Here is an 18,207-nt window from a genome sequence, read left to right on the forward strand (position 1 = left end):
TGTTGTGAGTTTCGACTCATGCTGATACGAAACGGTTAGATTTCGGTTTAATCGGAACTTCGTGTCCCCATCGTCTAGAGGCCTAGGACACTGCCCTTTCACGGCTGTAACAGGGGTTCGAATCCCCTTGGGGACGCCACTCCGATAATGTGTGAAAGACATTATCAACTGAATATCTTAAAGATGACTTTAACGAGTCGTGTTTAAGATATTGCTCTTTAACAATCTGGAACAAGCTGAAAATTGAAACAATACAGCTGAAACTTATCTCTCCGTAGAATGACTGAGATAAGGATTAACCTGTATTAGAGTCTCTCAAATAATCGCAATGCGAATACGCATTCTGATGAAGAGAGTCGTGTGAGCTAAGTGAAGGCAAGGCGTACGGCACGGAGGAAGCGGAGTGAACTTAAGGTTCATGAGCATTCCGAGTACCGCACAACGCTGTATTCACGACGCGCAACCGACTTGAACAGAAGAAACGTCTTTGGGTTGTGAGGTTAAGCGACTAAGCGTACACGGTGGATGCCTAGGCAGTCAGAGGCGATGAAGGGCGTGCTAATCTGCGAAAAGCGTCGGTAAGCTGATATGAAGCGTTACAACCGACGATACCCGAATGGGGAAACCCAGTGCAATTCGTTGCACTATTGCATGGTGAATACATAGCCATGCAAGGCGAACCGGGGGAACTGAAACATCTAAGTACCCCGAGGAAAAGAAATCAACCGAGATTCCCCCAGTAGCGGCGAGCGAACGGGGAAGAGCCCAGAGTCTGAATCAGTTTGTGTGCTAGTGGAAGCGTCTGGAAAGTCGCACGGTACAGGGTGATAGTCCCGTACACAAAAGCACACTTGCTGTGAACTCGATGAGTAGGGCGGGACACGTGACATCCTGTCTGAATATGGGGGGACCATCCTCCAAGGCTAAATACTCCTGACTGACCGATAGTGAACCAGTACCGTGAGGGAAAGGCGAAAAGAACCCCGGCGAGGGGAGTGAAATAGAACCTGAAACCGTGTACGTACAAGCAGTGGGAGCACCTTCGTGGTGTGACTGCGTACCTTTTGTATAATGGGTCAGCGACTTATATTTTGTAGCAAGGTTAACCGAATAGGGGAGCCGTAGGGAAACCGAGTCTTAACTGGGCGTCTAGTTGCAAGGTATAGACCCGAAACCCGGTGATCTAGCCATGGGCAGGTTGAAGGTTGGGTAACACTAACTGGAGGACCGAACCGACTAATGTTGAAAAATTAGCGGATGACTTGTGGCTGGGGGTGAAAGGCCAATCAAACCGGGAGATAGCTGGTTCTCCCCGAAAGCTATTTAGGTAGCGCCTCGTGAACTCATCTTCGGGGGTAGAGCACTGTTTCGGCTAGGGGGCCACCCCGGCTTACCAAACCGATGCAAACTCCGAATACCGAAGAATGTTATCACGGGAGACACACGGCGGGTGCTAACGTCCGTCGTGAAGAGGGAAACAACCCAGACCGCCAGCTAAGGTCCCAAAGTCATGGTTAAGTGGGAAACGATGTGGGAAGGCATAGACAGCCAGGATGTTGGCTTAGAAGCAGCCATCATTTAAAGAAAGCGTAATAGCTCACTGGTCGAGTCGGCCTGCGCGGAAGATGTAACGGGGCTAAACCATGCACCGAAGCTGCGGCAGCGACGCTTAGGCGTTGTTGGGTAGGGGAGCGTTCTGTAAGCCGTTGAAGGTGACTTGTGAGGGTTGCTGGAGGTATCAGAAGTGCGAATGCTGACATAAGTAACGATAATGCGGGTGAAAAGCCCGCACGCCGGAAGACCAAGGGTTCCTGTCCAACGTTAATCGGGGCAGGGTGAGTCGACCCCTAAGGCGAGGCTGAAAAGCGTAGTCGATGGGAAACAGGTTAATATTCCTGTACTTGGTGTTACTGCGAAGGGGGGACGGAGAAGGCTAGGCTAGCCGGGCGACGGTTGTCCCGGTTTAAGCATGTAGGCGGAGTGACTTGGTAAATCCGGTTGCTTATCAACGCTGAGGTGTGATGACGAGCCACTACGGTGGTGAAGTAGTTGATGCCAAGCTTCCAGGAAAAGCCTCTAAGCATCAGGTAACATTAAATCGTACCCCAAACCGACACAGGTGGTCAGGTAGAGAATACTCAGGCGCTTGAGAGAACTCGGGTGAAGGAACTAGGCAAAATGGTGCCGTAACTTCGGGAGAAGGCACGCTGGCATTAGGTAAAGAGACTTGCTCTCGGCGCCGAAGCCAGTCGCAGATACCAGCTGGCTGCAACTGTTTAATAAAAACACAGCACTGTGCAAACACGAAAGTGGACGTATACGGTGTGACGCCTGCCCGGTGCTGGAAGGTTAATTGATGGGGTCAGCCGCAAGGCGAAGCTCTTGATCGAAGCCCCAGTAAACGGCGGCCGTAACTATAACGGTCCTAAGGTAGCGAAATTCCTTGTCGGGTAAGTTCCGACCTGCACGAATGGCGTAATGATGGCCAGGCTGTCTCCACCCGAGACTCAGTGAAATTGAACTCGCTGTGAAGATGCAGTGTACCCGCGGCAAGACGGAAAGACCCCGTGAACCTTTACTATAGCTTGACACTGAACATTGAGCCTTGATGTGTAGGATAGGTGGGAGGCATCGAAGTGTGGACGCCAGTCTGCATGGAGCCAACCTTGAAATACCACCCTTTAATGTTTGATGTTCTAACTCGGCCCCGTGATCCGGGGTGAGGACAGTGTCTGGTGGGTAGTTTGACTGGGGCGGTCTCCTCCCAAAGAGTAACGGAGGAGCACGAAGGTTAGCTAATCACGGTCGGACATCGTGAGGTTAGTGCAAAGGCATAAGCTAGCTTGACTGCGAGAGTGACGGCTCGAGCAGGTACGAAAGTAGGTCTTAGTGATCCGGTGGTTCTGAATGGAAGGGCCATCGCTCAACGGATAAAAGGTACTCCGGGGATAACAGGCTGATACCGCCCAAGAGTTCATATCGACGGCGGTGTTTGGCACCTCGATGTCGGCTCATCACATCCTGGGGCTGAAGTAGGTCCCAAGGGTATGGCTGTTCGCCATTTAAAGTGGTACGCGAGCTGGGTTTAGAACGTCGTGAGACAGTTCGGTCCCTATCTGCCGTGGGCGTTGGAAGATTGAGAGGGGCTGCTCCTAGTACGAGAGGACCGGAGTGGACGAATCACTGGTGTTCGGGTTGTCATGCCAATGGCATTGCCCGGTAGCTAAATTCGGAAGAGATAACCGCTGAAAGCATCTAAGCGGGAAACTTGCCTCGAGATGAGTCTTCCCTGGGGCTTTAAGCCCCCTGAAGGAACGTTAAAGACTATGACGTTGATAGGCTGGGTGTGTAAGTGCAGCGATGTATTGAGCTAACCAGTACTAATGATCCGTGAGGCTTAACCTTACAACACCAAAGGTGTTTTGTGTTTGAGAGATATTGATATTTTCAGCGACGTTCCGAGATTGGGCTGGCTGGCTGTATGGAGACATATAGCGGGTTAGTTTAGACAGAATTTGCCTGGCGGCCTTAGCGCGGTGGTCCCACCTGATCCCATGCCGAACTCAGAAGTGAAACGCCGTAGCGCCGATGGTAGTGTGGGGTCTCCCCATGCGAGAGTAGGACACTGCCAGGCATCAAATAAAGCCGAGACCCCATGCCAAAAGCGTGGGGTTTTTGCTATGGGTTGAATATGGCAAGATGTGTAAATATTGAGCGTGAGTGGTCACGGCCAGGAAGTATACTCAGCAGCGTTCAATATTGCAGGGGCCGGTGAGAGAAACCCGGCAGTCAGAGAGATGAATAAAACAGAAGGCTACCCTGATGGGGACCTTTTTTTACCTTCAGTTAAAACAAAATACAATATGAGTATTATGATCGGTTAGACTAGCGCCAGAGCTAGTTAGAATGAGTATCCAATGTAATGTCGAATCAACATTCCCCGCTAAAGCATCTCAATACTTTCGCATTATCAGCATATGCGAGCAAAGTAATCAGCGTTTACTCTCCTGAAGAATTGATTAATGCATGGCATGAGTCTGTCTCTAAGCATCAGCCAGTGCTCTTACTTGGTGAAGGCAGCAACGTACTCTTTATTGAAAATTATTCAGGAATAGTATTACTCAATCGGATTAAGGGTATCACTCCTACTGAGGATGATATTGCCTGGCATCTGCATGTTGGGGCTGGAGAGAATTGGCATCAATTAGTCTGTTACTCATTGCGCAATAACATGCCAGGTCTAGAGAATCTGGCGTTAATCCCAGGTTGTGTCGGTTCCGCACCCATTCAGAATATCGGTGCCTATGGTGTTGAGCTGCAGAAGGTATGTGAATACGTTGATTTGCTTGATATGGATAAAGGTACAATTCTGCGTCTTTCCGCTCAAGATTGTCAATTCGGCTATCGTGACAGCATTTTTAAGCATCACTATGGTCATGGATTTGCCATCGTAGCCGTAGGCATTAAGTTGGTGAAATCATGGACCCCAATATTGGGCTATGGTGATTTAACGCGAATGGACCCATCGACAGTTACAGCAGAAGAGATATTCAACTCAGTTTGTACAATGCGGCGTAGTAAGCTACCCGATCCAGCGGTGACCGGCAATGCAGGCAGTTTTTTTAAGAACCCGGTTGTGGATGCTGCTATAGCTGAAGATATTGTAAAACGCTATCCCAATGCACCCCATTATCTGCAACCCGATGGCTCTGTTAAGCTGGCTGCTGGTTGGCTTATCGATCAATGTGCACTGAAGGGATATCAGATTGGCGGTGCAGCGGTGCATCAGCAGCAAGCGTTAGTGTTGATTAACCTGGCAGAAGCGACAGGTCAGGATGTGATCGACCTTGCTACTTATATCCGTCAGCAAGTCGCCAAGAGATTTGCAATCTGGTTGGAACCAGAAGTGCGATTTATTGCAAGTAATGGTGAGGTTAATGCTGTGGAGCGTTTGTCGTGAAAGATATTAAAGTCCCTTTACGGCTGATTAACATATTAGCTGATGGTGCTTTCCACTCAGGGGAGCAATTGGGTGAAGCCTTTGGGATGAGCCGTGCTGCAATTAATAAACATATTCAAACTATTAGAGAGTGGGGACTAGATGTCTTTACAGTTCCTGGTAAGGGCTATAGTTTGCCTGCACCTATTCAGTTGCTTAATGAACAAACAATATTAAGTTATCTCCCAGCAGGTCAAGTGACCGTCTTACCGGTAGTCGACTCGACGAATCAATACTTATTAGATCGTATTACTGAATTGAAGTCTGGCGATGCTTGTGTGGCTGAATACCAACATGCAGGGAGAGGAAGGAGGGGGCGTCAGTGGGTCTCTCCCTTTGGTACGAATCTCTATTTATCTATGTTCTGGCGGCTGGAGCAAGGCCCTGCTGCTGCAATGGGACTGAGTCTGGTGGTTGGGATTGTCATGGCCGAGGTTCTGCGTAAACTCGGTGCTGAGCAGGTTCGTGTAAAGTGGCCAAATGATCTGTATTTAAATGATAAAAAACTGGCAGGTATATTGGTAGAACTTACAGGGAAAACGGGGGATGCTGCTCAGTTGGTCATTGGCGCAGGTATTAATCTAACAATGCGTGAATCAATTACTAATGCCATCAACCAGGACTGGATCAACTTACAGGAAGCGGGTGTTAATATTGATCGTAATAAACTGACGGCTGAACTGTTATCTGAATTACGACTTGCAGTCGTTAAATTTGAAAATGAAGGCTTATCTGCTTTTATTTCTCGTTGGCGGGAAATGGATAATTACCTTGATCGCCCTGTGAAATTGATTATTGGTAATCAAGAAATATTTGGTATTGCTAGAGGTATTGACCAACAAGGAGCATTATTGTTGGAACAGAATGGTAATGTGAAACCTTATATTGGCGGTGAGATATCTCTTCGTGGCGTTTAATTTAATAATAGATGGGAGGCCAAAACCTCCCACTTTAGCTATTTTCTCAAACGTACACTCTCAACGGCATGGTTAGCACTTTTAGTCATTATCAGACTGGCGCGCTCACGCGTTGGTAGTATATTTTGCTTTAAATTCAATCCATTAATCTCTTTCCATAATTGAGTGGCAATTTTGACTGCCTCAGCTTCTGGCAATTTAGCATAATTATGGAAATAAGAGTCAGGATTGGAAAATGCGCCCTGCCTAAACTTAAGGAATCTGTTTATATACCAACTTTGAAGTAAATCTTCAGGGGCATCAACATATATAGAGAAGTCTACAAAATCAGAGACAAATACATGATGTGGATCATGAGGGTAATCCATCCCGCTTTGTAGAACATTTAAACCTTCTAATATAAGAATATCAGGCTGCTTGATTATCTTATTACCGTCAGGGACAACATCATATATTAAATGTGAATAAACCGGTGCGGTAACATGACCTGCCCCCGATTTTACTTCTGAGACAAATTTCACCAGATTATGCATATCATAGGATTGTGGAAATCCTTTTTTCTTCATCAACCCGCGCTCATTAAGCACTTTATTGGGATAAAGAAAACCATCTGTTGTAATCAGTTCTACACTGCGATGTTCCGGCCAACGGCTGAGTAACGCCTGTAGTAAGCGTGCAGTAGTGCTTTTACCGACAGCGACACTGCCTGCAATACCAATGACATAAGGAATACGCTGGCCATCGGTTCCAAGGAATTGTTCCAGAACCGCCTGCCGCCGCAAATTAGAACTAATATAAAAATTAAGCAGGCGCGAAAGTGGTAGATAAATCTGTGCCACTTCATCTAATGAAAGGTCTTCGTTAATCCCTTTAAGTTTAACGATTTCCTCTTCTGTTAGTGTCAATGGTACGGAGTCGCGCAGGGCTGCCCACTGGGTACGATCGAACTGTAGATAAGGCGTCGCTAAAGATTGATCTCTTTTTGTCATAAGCCAAATTCTGCCTGTTAACGCAGGTTGGGAAAGGCGCTGGACGCCAACTCCAGATAAGAAACAAGCTGCATATTATAGGCAGCTTGCTTTTTGGCGTAGACATTTTTGTGCTTAGTGAGTGATTTATTTGATGTACGTTGCTATTCCAATCAATTAAGAACAATTGTGGCAGGCACCGACCTTTTTATGGATGACAATCTCTATCATCAACTGGCTATGGCAGTATGTGATTGATTTACTGAAAATAAACGTTTGAAATAGATTGCTGTCGGATGATAGCTACCATCTGGAGTGCAGGCATAATCAGGAATTTCTCCCATGCAACGATAACCTTGTGCACGGTAAAAAGATTCAGCAGGTGAACCTGCTTGAGTATCGAGATATAGCAATCCACGGCGTAGTTGAACTGCGGTACTCTCCATCGCGAGAATCAATTTGTGCCCAATACCGGTACGACGACTACGGCTATGCACCAATAATTTTTGCACTTCTGCTCGATTTAAACCATTTGGTTTTTGGCAAAGATCTAATTGAATAGTCCCAGTAATCCCCATCTCATCGCGTGCTATCCACAATAGTAACGCTCCTTTGGCGATGGCAGGGCGCAGGTCATCGTAATAGCTCTCAGCTTCTTTCTGCGACAGAGCGCGGGAGTCATAGCCTACAGATGCCCCATGAGCTACTGCATCAATCAGTAAACTTGCCAGCTCACTGCGGTATATAGGCAATGTTGCCGCATTAAGTAAAACGATCTTCATGATAAAACTCCTCAACCGCTGCGGGTCTGTGCTTATGTCTATGTTTAAGCAATAAACAAGCCAAATATGAACAGTGTGATTCTCCTCATTGGAGTCATATTTTTGTCGACGAGATGCACTCTATTGGGGCGCTCTCCCCTTTTTGATGCGCAAAACTAAATCTATGATCAGCCAGTGATGCTAAAATTGGTGGCACAATGAGAAGTGAACTCATTTAAGAGGGTGTTTTTCATTCATGGAGCTGATTACGAAAGCTGGTGCACTGGATGTGAAGTGAGCTAACTATGGTTAATAATACATCTGGCATTTAAAAATAGGCTGTTTTGTGAGCGAAAGGTCGACTTATGCAATTTTTTTGTTGCATCATAAGCTCGCTCTACCTAGAATGCGCTGCACTTGATGCCGGCATAGCTCAGTTGGTAGAGCAACTGACTTGTAATCAGTAGGTCCCGAGTTCGACTCTTGGTGCCGGCACCATTCAAGTACTAAAATTAGGTGGGGTTCCCGAGCGGCCAAAGGGAGCAGACTGTAAATCTGCCGTCATCGACTTCGAAGGTTCGAATCCTTCCCCCACCACCATATTTACCCTTGAGTCTCAAGCCGATTCAGCGTTAGGAATCTAAATGAGTCACTTGAGGGGAAGGTGAAAACCTTCGACGAAGGTTCGAGCCGAGCGTAGCGAGTCAACGACGCGCAGCGGCGGCCCGAAGGGTGAGGAATGAAGTGACGAATAATCCTTCCCCCACCACCATATTTAACCTTGAGTCTCAGGGTGATTCAGAAGATCGAACTCCTAATACACACTCAAGGCGAGAGCGTAGCTCTCGATGAAGAGTGAAGTGGCCAAGCCCTTCCTTTCAAGTTTCTGCAGATTAAGTCAGGTAGCCGAGTTCTAAGATGCGGGCATCGTATAATGGCTATTACCTCAGCCTTCCAAGCTGATGATGTGGGTTCGATTCCCACTGCCCGCTCCAAGATGTGCTGATATAGCTCAGTTGGTAGAGCGCACCCTTGGTAAGGGTGAGGTCGGCAGTTCGAATCTGCCTATCAGCACCATTTCTCATTCTCTCGTCCCCTGATTTTCTTTCTGTGTTATGGATTCAGCAAGCATGCGCTTGGTTGATGTGGTGAAACCACCGATTCCGTGTCTTAGAGGGACAATCGATGTCTAAAGAAAAGTTTGAACGTACAAAACCGCACGTTAATGTGGGTACTATTGGCCACGTTGACCATGGTAAAACTACCCTAACTGCTGCAATCACCACCGTACTGGCTAAAACCTACGGCGGTAGTGCTCGTGCATTCGACCAGATCGACAACGCTCCGGAAGAGAAAGCGCGTGGTATCACCATCAACACTTCACACGTTGAATATGACACCCCGTCTCGTCACTATGCACACGTTGACTGCCCAGGGCATGCCGACTACGTTAAAAACATGATAACCGGTGCTGCTCAGATGGACGGCGCGATCTTGGTTGTTGCTGCAACTGATGGTCCTATGCCACAGACTCGCGAGCACATCCTGCTAGGTCGTCAGGTGGGTGTTCCTTACATCCTGGTCTTCCTGAACAAGTGTGACATGGTTGACGATGAGGAATTGCTGGAATTGGTAGAAATGGAAGTCCGCGAACTTCTGTCTCAATATGATTTCCCTGGCGATGATACTCCTGTTATCCGTGGTTCAGCGCTGAAGGCGTTGGAAGGCGAGCCTGAATGGGAAGCAAAAATTATCGAATTAGCTGAGGCGCTGGATAGTTATATTCCACAGCCAGAGCGCGCGATTGATAGACCATTCTTGTTGCCAATCGAAGACGTATTCTCTATCTCAGGTCGTGGTACAGTCGTCACTGGTCGTGTAGAGCGTGGGATCGTTAAAGTTGGCGAAGAAGTTGAAATCGTTGGTATTATCGATACCATTAGAACAACATGTACTGGCGTTGAAATGTTCCGCAAATTGCTGGACGAAGGCCGCGCGGGTGAGAACGTTGGTGTTCTACTGCGTGGGACTAAACGTGATGACGTACAGCGTGGTCAGGTATTAGCGAAGCCAGGTTCTATCAAGCCACATACTAAATTCGAATCCGAAGTTTATATTCTGAGCAAAGATGAAGGCGGGCGTCACACGCCGTTCTTCAAAGGCTACCGTCCTCAGTTCTACTTCCGTACAACGGATGTAACCGGTACTATTGAATTGCCAGACGGCGTTGAGATGGTGATGCCAGGTGATAACATTCAAATGATTGTTAACCTGATTGCACCTATTGCGATGGATGATGGTCTGCGCTTCGCAATTCGTGAAGGCGGGCGTACTGTAGGTGCTGGCGTTGTTGCTAAAGTCATTGAATAAGATTTGACGCGACATGCGATAAAAGGGCATCATTTGATGCCCTTTTTCTACGTTGTCATGCTAGAACCTATCTCATCAGTGGTTTTTTCATCATAATTACTGGTGAGATGGGCTCTGGAAGTACGGCGAATAGTGTCGAGTGGTGCCGATTAGAGAGTCTCTAGAGCATCCTTCGGCTTGGTTTGCTTTGCGATGCGAAGCAAAGTTGTTGTTCTGAATCATAGTGACAGGTTGGTTTATGAGTGCGAATACCGAGGCTCCAGGGAGCGGACGCGGCCTGGAAACGGCTAAATGGCTAATCGTTGCTGTATTATTAGTTACAGCTATTGTTGGTAACTATTATTTCCGTGATTACAGCCTGCCGCTGCGCGCGTTGGCAGTTGTAGTAATTATCGCTGTTGCCGGTGCTGTGGCATTGATGACGGCAAAAGGTAAAGCCACTGTCGCGTTTGCTCGTGAAGCACGCACGGAAGTGCGTAAAGTGATTTGGCCTACCCGTCAGGAAACTCTGCACACAACGTTAATCGTTGCTGCGGTAACTGCTGTAATGTCACTGATTCTATGGGGGCTGGATGGTATTCTGGTCCGCTTGGTATCGTTTATTACTGGCCTGAGGTTCTAAGATGTCTGAAGCACCAAAAAAGCGTTGGTACGTCGTTCAGGCGTTTTCCGGTTTTGAAGGCCGCGTAGCTCAATCGCTGCGCGAGCACATCAAGTTACATGACATGGAAGAGCTGTTTGGCGAAGTCATGGTTCCAACGGAAGAAGTCGTAGAAATTCGTGGCGGTCAACGTCGCAAAAGTGAACGCAAATTCTTCCCAGGTTATGTACTGGTCCAGATGGTGATGAACGATGCCAGTTGGCACTTAGTGCGCAGCGTGCCACGTGTTATGGGCTTTATCGGTGGTACATCCGATCGCCCTGCACCAATCAGTGATAAAGAAGTTGATGCGATTATGAATCGTCTTCAACAAGTGGGTGATAAACCACGTCCTAAAACACTGTTTGAACCAGGTGAACTGGTGCGTGTCAGTGATGGTCCATTTGCCGACTTTAACGGTGTTGTTGAAGAAGTGGACTACGAGAAAAGCCGCCTGAAAGTCTCTGTTTCTATCTTTGGCCGTGCAACACCGGTCGAGCTAGATTTCAGTCAGGTAGAAAAAGGCTGATTCATTTTTCATCATTGATTGAAATTTGATTCTTGTCTTAGGCGCGAAATTAAAATATAATTTCGCGCCTTTTGTTTTTAGATGTCTTGCTTTTGTCATCCGTGACAGCTTATTTCATCGTAAATAATAGCGAGACAAAACACGGGGAGCCTCGAACGCGAGGCGATACTACCCAAATCGAGGAAATCGTAAATGGCTAAGAAAGTACAAGCCTATGTCAAGCTGCAAGTAGCAGCTGGTATGGCGAACCCAAGTCCACCAGTTGGTCCAGCTTTGGGTCAGCAGGGTGTTAACATCATGGAATTCTGTAAAGCGTTCAATGCTAAGACTGAAAGCATTGAAAAAGGCCTGCCGATCCCTGTTGTTATTACTGTTTATTCTGATCGCTCTTTCACTTTCGTTACTAAAACCCCGCCAGCAGCAGTTCTGCTGAAAAAAGCGGCAGGTATTAAGTCTGGTTCTGGCAAGCCGAACAAAGACAAAGTAGGGACTGTGACCAGTGCTCAGGTCCGTGAAATCGCAGAAACCAAAGCTGCGGATATGACTGGTGCTGACGTTGACGCGATGATGCGTTCAATCGAAGGTACTGCTCGTTCCATGGGCCTGGTAGTGGAGGGTTAATAAATGGCTAAGCTGACCAAGCGCATGCGCGTGATCCGTGACAAAGTTGATGTTACTAAGCAATACGATATCAACGAAGCTGTTGCCCTGCTGAAAGAGCTGGCTACTGCTAAATTCGTAGAAAGTGTAGACGTTGCCGTTAACCTCGGTATCGATGCACGTAAATCTGACCAGAACGTTCGTGGTGCAACTGTGTTGCCACATGGTACTGGCCGTTCAGTACGCGTTGCTGTTTTCGCTCAGGGTGCAAACGCTGAAGCTGCGAAAGAAGCAGGCGCTGAATTGGTAGGTATGGAAGATCTGGCTGATATGATCAAGAAAGGCGAAATGAACTTCGACGTTGTTATTGCTTCCCCAGATGCAATGCGCGTTGTAGGTCAATTAGGCCAAATCTTGGGTCCACGTGGCCTGATGCCTAACCCTAAAGTGGGTACTGTTACTCCTAACGTTGCTGAAGCAGTTAAGAATGCTAAAGCAGGTCAGGTTCGTTATCGCAACGATAAAAACGGTATTATCCACACTACCATTGGTAAAGTTGACTTCGACTCAGATAAGTTGAAAGAAAACTTAGAATCTCTGGTTGTTGCGCTGAAGCGTGCTAAACCTGCTACAGCGAAGGGCGTTTATATCAAGAAAATCAGCCTCTCCACCACCATGGGTGCTGGCGTTGCAATCGATCAAAGCGGTCTGTCAGCAGTAGTGGTCTAATCACGAATTGATATTATCGCTTTACGTGGGCGTAAGGTTTGTCTAGAATCTTACGCCCATGCTTCTGTTGATGGGGCTAACTTATCATCAGAACACCAGAATTTTCGGTTGGAGCTTGGCCTTATCCAAGCCTCCGTCCAAGACCGCAGGTGTGTTGTAAGACACTTAATTTCCTGCGTAGACGGTGACAGAACCTAAAGCATTTTTTCTTTCTTATAAAGAATTGTCCTTGCTGAATTCTGCTCACCGTGTTTCAACGCCCGTTCATTGCGTTTTGTAGTGGATTGGGTGACGTGAGTTCCGGGGAATTATTCTCCGGTTAATCCAGGAGCAAGAACTAATGGCACTAAATCTTCAAGGTAAACAAGCGATTGTTGCTGAAGTTAAAGAAGTAGCCAAAGGTGCGCTGTCTGCGGTTGTTGCGGATTCCCGTGGCGTTACCGTTGACAAAATGACTGAACTGCGTAAAGCAGGTCGTGAAGCTGGCGTTCACATGCAAGTTGTTCGTAACACCTTGCTGTGCCGCATTGTTGAAGGCACTCAATTCGAATGCCTGAAAGACACGTTTGTTGGTCCAACCTTGATTGCATTCTCTTCTGAACACCCGGGCGCAGCTGCTCGTCTGTTCAAAGCTTTTGCTAAAGAAAATGCAAAATTTGAGGTTAAAGCAGCAGCCTTTGAAGGCGAGTTAATCCCTGCGGCTCAGATCGACCGCCTGGCAACTCTGCCAACCTACGAAGAAGCAATCGCACGTCTGATGGGAACCATGAAAGAAGCCGCTGCTGGCAAATTGGTTCGTACTCTGGCTGCGCTGCGTGATCAGAAAGAAGCTGAAGCGGCTTAATCGCCCTCACTTTTATCGGTCACTGCTTTTTAACGTATAAACTATTTCTGTATTTTAGGAACACTTGTTATGTCAACTATCACTAAAGACCAAATTCTGGAAGGCGTTGCAGCTCTGTCTGTAATGGAAATCGTTGAACTGATCTCTGCTATGGAAGAGAAATTCGGCGTTTCAGCTGCTGCTGTTGCTGCAGGTCCTGCTGCTGCTGCTGAAGCTGTAGAAGAACAAACTGAGTTCAACGTTGTTCTGGCTTCATTCGGCGACAACAAAGTTGCAGTAATCAAAGCTGTTCGCGGCGCAACTGGCCTGGGCTTGAAAGAAGCTAAAGACCTGGTTGAGTCTGCACCTGCAGTTCTGAAAGAAGGCGTGAACAAAGACGAAGCTGAGTCTCTGAAAAAATCTCTGGAAGAAGCTGGTGCTTCTGTTGAGATCAAGTAAGTTTAGCTTTGAGTTCGCAGCCTAACTTATAGGCTGATGGCTGGTGACTTTTTAGTCATCAGCCTTTTTGCGCTGTAGGGCGTTAGTCGCATTTCACACTGTTTAGCGGCTGACTAACCCCCAATATTCCTTTCTATTGACGACTTAATATACTGCGTTCTCAGCTACGACCCACTCGGGTAGCTCGGTAGTCAAAGTAACGCGATGAAATGGTTTAAGGGTGATAGAAAAGAGTATTTCGAGAAGTGTTTCAACTTCTCATTCTAAATAATAGTGTTGCATGAACTGTCCTATGTTTAGGGCAGACAGAGTGGGTCGACTTTTCAGCGAGCTGAGGAACCCTATGGTTTACTCCTATACCGAGAAAAAACGTATTCGTAAGGATTTTGGTAAACGTCCACAAGTTTTGGACATACCTTATCTCCTTTCTATCCAACTTGACTCGTTCCAGAAATTCATCGAGCAAGATCCCGAAGGGCAGCACGGCCTGGAAGCAGCGTTCCGTTCTGTTTTTCCAATTCAGAGCTACAGTGGTAATTCGGAGCTGCAATACGTTAGCTACCGTCTTGGTGAGCCTGTATTTGACGTCAAAGAGTGCCAGATCCGTGGTGTGACTTATTCCGCACCGCTGCGCGTTAAACTGCGTCTGGTAATCTATGAGCGCGAAGCTCCTGAAGGTACGGTCAAAGACATCAAAGAACAAGAAGTCTACATGGGTGAAATTCCACTCATGACCGAAAACGGTACCTTTGTCATTAACGGTACTGAGCGAGTTATCGTATCTCAGTTGCACCGTAGTCCTGGCGTATTCTTTGACAGTGATAAGGGTAAAACCCATTCATCGGGTAAAGTGCTGTACAACGCACGTATCATCCCTTACCGCGGTTCATGGTTAGATTTCGAGTTTGACCCGAAAGACAACCTGTTTGTCCGTATTGACCGTCGTCGTAAATTGCCTGCAACCATCATTCTGCGCGCATTGAGTTTCACCACTGCACAGATCTTGGATCTGTTCTTCGATAAAGTGGTCTTTGAGATTCGTGACAACAAGCTGCAGATGGAATTGGTTCCAGAGCGCCTGCGCGGTGAAACGGCATCCTTTGATATTGAAGCGAATGGCAAAGTTTACGTCGAGAAAGCGCGTCGTATTACTGCTCGTCATATTCGCCAGCTTGAAAAAGACGGCATTGATCGCATCGAAGTTCCGGTTGAATACATTGCCGGTAAAGTAGTTGCAAAAGACTATATCGATACGAACACCGGTGAGCTTATCTGTGCAGCCAACATGGAGCTGTCACTGGATTTGCTTGCTAAGCTGAGCCAGTCTGGCCACAAGCAAATCGAAACATTGTTCACCAACGATCTGGATCACGGTGCTTATATCTCCGAGACCCTGCGTGTTGACCCAACCAGCGATCGTTTGAGCGCCTTGGTTGAGATCTACCGCATGATGCGTCCTGGTGAGCCACCAACACGTGAAGCAGCTGAAAATCTGTTTGAGAACCTGTTCTTCTCCGAAGACCGCTATGATTTGTCAGCGGTAGGCCGGATGAAGTTCAACCGTTCTCTGCTGCGTGACGAAATCGAAGGTTCCGGTATTCTGAGCAAAGAAGACATCACCGAAGTGATGAAAAAGCTCATCGATATCCGTAATGGTCGCGGCGAAGTGGATGATATCGACCACTTGGGCAACCGTCGTATTCGTTCCGTTGGTGAAATGGCTGAAAACCAGTTCCGTGTAGGTCTGGTTCGTGTTGAGCGTGCAGTTAAAGAGCGTTTGTCTCTGGGCGACCTCGACACTCTGATGCCTCAGGACATGATCAACGCCAAGCCGATTTCGGCGGCGGTGAAAGAGTTCTTCGGTTCCAGCCAGTTGTCACAATTTATGGACCAGAACAACCCGTTGTCTGAGATTACGCATAAACGTCGTATCTCTGCATTGGGCCCGGGCGGTTTGACCCGTGAACGTGCTGGCTTTGAAGTTCGAGACGTACACCCGACTCACTACGGTCGCGTATGCCCAATCGAAACGCCAGAAGGTCCAAACATCGGTCTGATCAACTCCTTGTCCGTGTACGCACAGACCAACGAGTATGGTTTCCTGGAAACACCTTATCGTCGCGTGCGCGATGGTGTGGTGACCGATGAAATTAACTATTTGTCTGCTATTGAAGAAGGCAATTTCGTTATCGCTCAGGCGAACTCCAACCTGGACGAAGACGGCCGCTTCATTGAAGACTTGGTCACTTGTCGTAGCAAAGGCGAATCAAGCCTGTTTAGCCGCGACCAGGTTGACTATATGGACGTTTCCACTCAACAGGTCGTGTCTGTTGGTGCTTCTCTGATTCCATTCTTGGAACACGATGACGCCAACCGTGCATTGATGGGTGCGAACATGCAACGTCAGGCGGTTCCTACTCTGCGTGCTGATAAGCCGCTGGTGGGTACTGGTATGGAACGTGCAGTAGCGGTTGACTCAGGGGTAACCTCTGTAGCTAAACGTGGCGGTACTGTTCAATACGTAGATGCATCCCGTATCGTTATTAAGGTTAACGAAGACGAAATGTATCCGGGCGAAGCAGGCATTGATATTTATAACCTGACCAAATACACCCGTTCTAACCAGAACACCTGTATCAACCAGATGCCGTGTGTGAATCTGGGTGAGCCAATCGAGCGCGGCGACGTGCTGGCAGATGGCCCATCAACAGACCTGGGCGAACTGGCATTGGGTCAGAACATGCGCGTAGCGTTCATGCCTTGGAACGGTTACAACTTCGAAGACTCCATCTTGGTCTCCGAGCGCGTGGTGCAAGAAGATCGCTTCACAACTATCCACATTCAAGAACTGGCATGTGTGTCCCGCGACACCAAGCTGGGGCCGGAAGAGATCACTGCTGATATCCCGAACGTGGGTGAAGCTGCGCTCTCCAAACTGGATGAATCCGGTATCGTATATATCGGTGCTGAAGTGACTGGCGGCGACATTCTGGTTGGTAAGGTAACACCTAAAGGTGAAACCCAACTGACGCCAGAAGAGAAGCTGTTACGTGCGATCTTTGGTGAGAAAGCGTCTGATGTTAAAGACTCTTCTCTGCGTGTACCAAACGGTGTTTCCGGTACGGTTATTGACGTACAAGTCTTTACTCGCGATGGCGTAGAAAAAGACAAACGTGCGTTAGAAATCGAAGAGATGCAACTGAAGCAGGCTAAGAAAGACCTGACTGAAGAATTGCAGATCCTGGAAGCGGGCCTGTTTGCACGTATCCATGCAGTACTGGTTTCTGGTGGCATCGAAGCTGACAAGCTGAGCAAGTTACCACGTGATCGTTGGCTCGAACTGGGCCTGACCGACGAAGACAAGCAAAACCAACTGGAACAGTTGGCAGAGCAGTACGACGAAATGAAATCCGAATTCGAGAAGAAGATGGATGCCAAGCGTCGTAAGATCACCCAAGGTGATGATTTGGCACCAGGCGTGCTGAAGATCGTCAAGGTGTATCTGGCCGTTAAACGTCAGATTCAACCGGGTGACAAGATGGCCGGTCGTCACGGTAACAAGGGTGTTATCTCCAAGATTAACCCGATCGAAGATATGCCTTACGATGAAAACGGTACGCCGGTAGACATCGTTCTGAACCCGCTGGGCGTACCATCGCGTATGAACATCGGTCAGATTTTGGAAACCCACTTAGGGATGGCAGCGAAAGGCATTGGCGAGAAAATCAACGCCATGCTGAAGAAGCAGGAAGAAGTTGCCAAACTGCGTGAGTTCATCCAAAAAGCCTACGATCTGGGTGACAACGTTTGTCAGAAAGTTGATCTGAGCACCTTCACCGATGACGAAGTATTGCGTCTGGCTGAGAACCTGAAAAAAGGTATGCCAATTGCAACACCAGTCTTCGATGGTGCGACAGAGAAAGAGATCAAGGAACTGTTACAGCTAGGTGGTCTGCCAACTTCTGGTCAGATTACGCTGTTTGACGGCCGTACCGGCGAGCAATTCGAACGTCAGGTTACTGTCGGCTACATGTACATGCTGAAACTGAACCACTTGGTTGATGACAAGATGCATGCGCGTTCTACCGGTTCTTACAGCTTGGTTACTCAGCAGCCGCTGGGTGGTAAGGCTCAGTTCGGTGGTCAGCGCTTCGGTGAGATGGAAGTGTGGGCGTTGGAAGCTTATGGCGCCGCGTACACATTGCAGGAAATGCTTACCGTCAAGTCCGACGATGTAAACGGCCGTACCAAGATGTACAAAAACATCGTGGATGGCGATCACCGTATGGAACCAGGCATGCCGGAGTCCTTCAACGTATTGTTGAAAGAAATCCGCTCGCTGGGCATCAATATCGAGCTGGAAGAAGAGTAACTCTTCGCCAGACGGCAGACTCTTACAGCCGGGAGTCTGC

The 18,207-nt window shown here is 47.8% G+C and carries 12 protein-coding genes, 5 tRNA genes, 2 rRNA genes and 1 other RNA gene; 18 read left to right on the forward strand and 2 right to left on the reverse strand.

The window, feature by feature from the left end; translation table 11 throughout:
• The first annotated feature begins 63 nt into the window (after positions 1–63).
• The 5 genes from A6J67_RS04825 to birA all read left to right on the forward strand — a co-directional run bounded on the left by A6J67_RS04825 (position 64) and on the right by birA (position 5,916).
• Positions 64–139, forward strand: a tRNA-Glu gene (locus tag A6J67_RS04825).
• A gap of 359 nt (positions 140–498) precedes the next feature.
• A 23S ribosomal RNA gene (locus A6J67_RS04830) occupies positions 499–3,405 on the forward strand.
• 113 nt (positions 3,406–3,518) lie between these two features.
• Positions 3,519–3,634: ribosomal RNA gene (gene rrf / locus A6J67_RS04835) — 5S ribosomal RNA — on the forward strand.
• 288 nt (positions 3,635–3,922) lie between these two features.
• Complete coding sequence (gene murB, locus A6J67_RS04840; RefSeq protein ID WP_005192349.1) at positions 3,923–4,960, forward strand: UDP-N-acetylmuramate dehydrogenase; 1,038 nt, start codon at positions 3,923–3,925, stop codon at positions 4,958–4,960.
• Positions 4,957–5,916: a bifunctional biotin--[acetyl-CoA-carboxylase] ligase/biotin operon repressor BirA gene (birA, locus tag A6J67_RS04845; protein ID WP_032907894.1), complete on the forward strand. Its 960-nt coding sequence runs from the start codon at positions 4,957–4,959 to the stop codon at positions 5,914–5,916. The genes murB and birA overlap by 4 nt, the downstream gene beginning before the upstream one ends.
• A gap of 38 nt (positions 5,917–5,954) precedes the next feature.
• On the opposite strand, the gene coaA is transcribed toward birA, so the two are convergent.
• Together coaA and A6J67_RS04855 are read right to left on the reverse strand one after the other, a co-directional pair.
• Positions 5,955–6,905 carry a type I pantothenate kinase gene (gene coaA, locus A6J67_RS04850; protein WP_005192347.1) on the reverse strand — a complete coding sequence of 317 codons (951 nt, stop codon included), beginning with the start codon at positions 6,903–6,905 and terminating at the stop codon, positions 5,955–5,957.
• A 209-nt stretch (positions 6,906–7,114) separates the two neighbouring features.
• Positions 7,115–7,666 carry a GNAT family N-acetyltransferase gene (locus A6J67_RS04855; RefSeq protein WP_050074846.1) on the reverse strand — a complete coding sequence of 184 codons (552 nt, stop codon included), beginning with the start codon at positions 7,664–7,666 and terminating at the stop codon, positions 7,115–7,117.
• A 401-nt stretch (positions 7,667–8,067) separates the two neighbouring features.
• Between A6J67_RS04855 and A6J67_RS04860 the strand changes: the two genes are divergently transcribed.
• The 13 genes from A6J67_RS04860 (at position 8,068) to rpoB (ending at position 18,167) form a co-directional block, all read left to right on the forward strand.
• A tRNA-Thr gene (locus tag A6J67_RS04860) sits at positions 8,068–8,143 on the forward strand.
• 17 nt (positions 8,144–8,160) lie between these two features.
• A tRNA-Tyr gene (locus tag A6J67_RS04865) sits at positions 8,161–8,245 on the forward strand.
• A 44-nt stretch (positions 8,246–8,289) separates the two neighbouring features.
• A non-coding RNA gene (locus A6J67_RS04870) (RtT sRNA) lies at positions 8,290–8,417 on the forward strand.
• Between the two features lie 148 nt (positions 8,418–8,565).
• Positions 8,566–8,640 (forward strand) — tRNA-Gly (locus A6J67_RS04875).
• A 6-nt stretch (positions 8,641–8,646) separates the two neighbouring features.
• Positions 8,647–8,722, forward strand: a tRNA-Thr gene (locus A6J67_RS04880).
• 108 nt (positions 8,723–8,830) lie between these two features.
• A complete protein-coding gene (gene tuf / locus A6J67_RS04885; protein WP_042568960.1) occupies positions 8,831–10,015 on the forward strand; it encodes an elongation factor Tu in 1,185 nt (394 codons plus the stop codon).
• 238 nt (positions 10,016–10,253) lie between these two features.
• The gene (secE, locus tag A6J67_RS04890) at positions 10,254–10,637 is read left to right on the forward strand and encodes a preprotein translocase subunit SecE (protein WP_005192343.1); all 384 of its coding nucleotides are present in this window, start codon (positions 10,254–10,256) and stop codon (positions 10,635–10,637) included.
• Between the two features lies 1 nt (position 10,638).
• Positions 10,639–11,184, forward strand: coding sequence for a transcription termination/antitermination protein NusG (gene nusG, locus A6J67_RS04895; protein WP_002210671.1), 546 nt, complete (start codon positions 10,639–10,641; stop codon positions 11,182–11,184).
• Positions 11,185–11,376: 192 nt separating this feature from the next.
• The gene (gene rplK / locus A6J67_RS04900; protein ID WP_004704678.1) at positions 11,377–11,805 is read left to right on the forward strand and encodes a 50S ribosomal protein L11; all 429 of its coding nucleotides are present in this window, start codon (positions 11,377–11,379) and stop codon (positions 11,803–11,805) included.
• 3 nt (positions 11,806–11,808) lie between these two features.
• Positions 11,809–12,513 carry a 50S ribosomal protein L1 gene (gene rplA, locus A6J67_RS04905; RefSeq protein WP_005192339.1) on the forward strand — a complete coding sequence of 235 codons (705 nt, stop codon included), beginning with the start codon at positions 11,809–11,811 and terminating at the stop codon, positions 12,511–12,513.
• Positions 12,514–12,853: 340 nt separating this feature from the next.
• The gene (gene rplJ, locus A6J67_RS04910; protein WP_005192337.1) at positions 12,854–13,357 is read left to right on the forward strand and encodes a 50S ribosomal protein L10; all 504 of its coding nucleotides are present in this window, start codon (positions 12,854–12,856) and stop codon (positions 13,355–13,357) included.
• Positions 13,358–13,426: 69 nt separating this feature from the next.
• Complete coding sequence (gene rplL / locus A6J67_RS04915; protein ID WP_004876762.1) at positions 13,427–13,795, forward strand: 50S ribosomal protein L7/L12; 369 nt, start codon at positions 13,427–13,429, stop codon at positions 13,793–13,795.
• A 343-nt stretch (positions 13,796–14,138) separates the two neighbouring features.
• Positions 14,139–18,167, forward strand: a complete 4,029-nt coding sequence (rpoB, locus tag A6J67_RS04920) for a DNA-directed RNA polymerase subunit beta (protein ID WP_005192333.1) — start codon at positions 14,139–14,141, stop codon at positions 18,165–18,167.
• Positions 18,168–18,207 lie beyond the last annotated feature (40 nt).

It is taken from the genome of Yersinia sp. FDAARGOS_228 (genome assembly GCF_002073315.2).
Taxonomy (GTDB): Bacteria; Pseudomonadota; Gammaproteobacteria; order Enterobacterales; family Enterobacteriaceae; genus Yersinia; species Yersinia intermedia.

Coding starts and splice junctions, on each gene's coding strand:
- murB (WP_005192349.1), top strand. CDS start 3,923: ATGTCGAATCAACATTCCCCGCTAAAGCATCTCAATACTTTCGCATTA.
- coaA (WP_005192347.1), bottom strand. CDS start 6,905: ATGACAAAAAGAGATCAATCTTTAGCGACGCCTTATCTACAGTTCGAT.
- A6J67_RS04855 (WP_050074846.1), bottom strand. CDS start 7,666: ATGAAGATCGTTTTACTTAATGCGGCAACATTGCCTATATACCGCAGT.
- tuf (WP_042568960.1), top strand. CDS start 8,831: ATGTCTAAAGAAAAGTTTGAACGTACAAAACCGCACGTTAATGTGGGT.
- secE (WP_005192343.1), top strand. CDS start 10,254: ATGAGTGCGAATACCGAGGCTCCAGGGAGCGGACGCGGCCTGGAAACG.
- nusG (WP_002210671.1), top strand. CDS start 10,639: ATGTCTGAAGCACCAAAAAAGCGTTGGTACGTCGTTCAGGCGTTTTCC.
- rplK (WP_004704678.1), top strand. CDS start 11,377: ATGGCTAAGAAAGTACAAGCCTATGTCAAGCTGCAAGTAGCAGCTGGT.
- rplA (WP_005192339.1), top strand. CDS start 11,809: ATGGCTAAGCTGACCAAGCGCATGCGCGTGATCCGTGACAAAGTTGAT.
- rplJ (WP_005192337.1), top strand. CDS start 12,854: ATGGCACTAAATCTTCAAGGTAAACAAGCGATTGTTGCTGAAGTTAAA.
- rplL (WP_004876762.1), top strand. CDS start 13,427: ATGTCAACTATCACTAAAGACCAAATTCTGGAAGGCGTTGCAGCTCTG.
- rpoB (WP_005192333.1), top strand. CDS start 14,139: ATGGTTTACTCCTATACCGAGAAAAAACGTATTCGTAAGGATTTTGGT.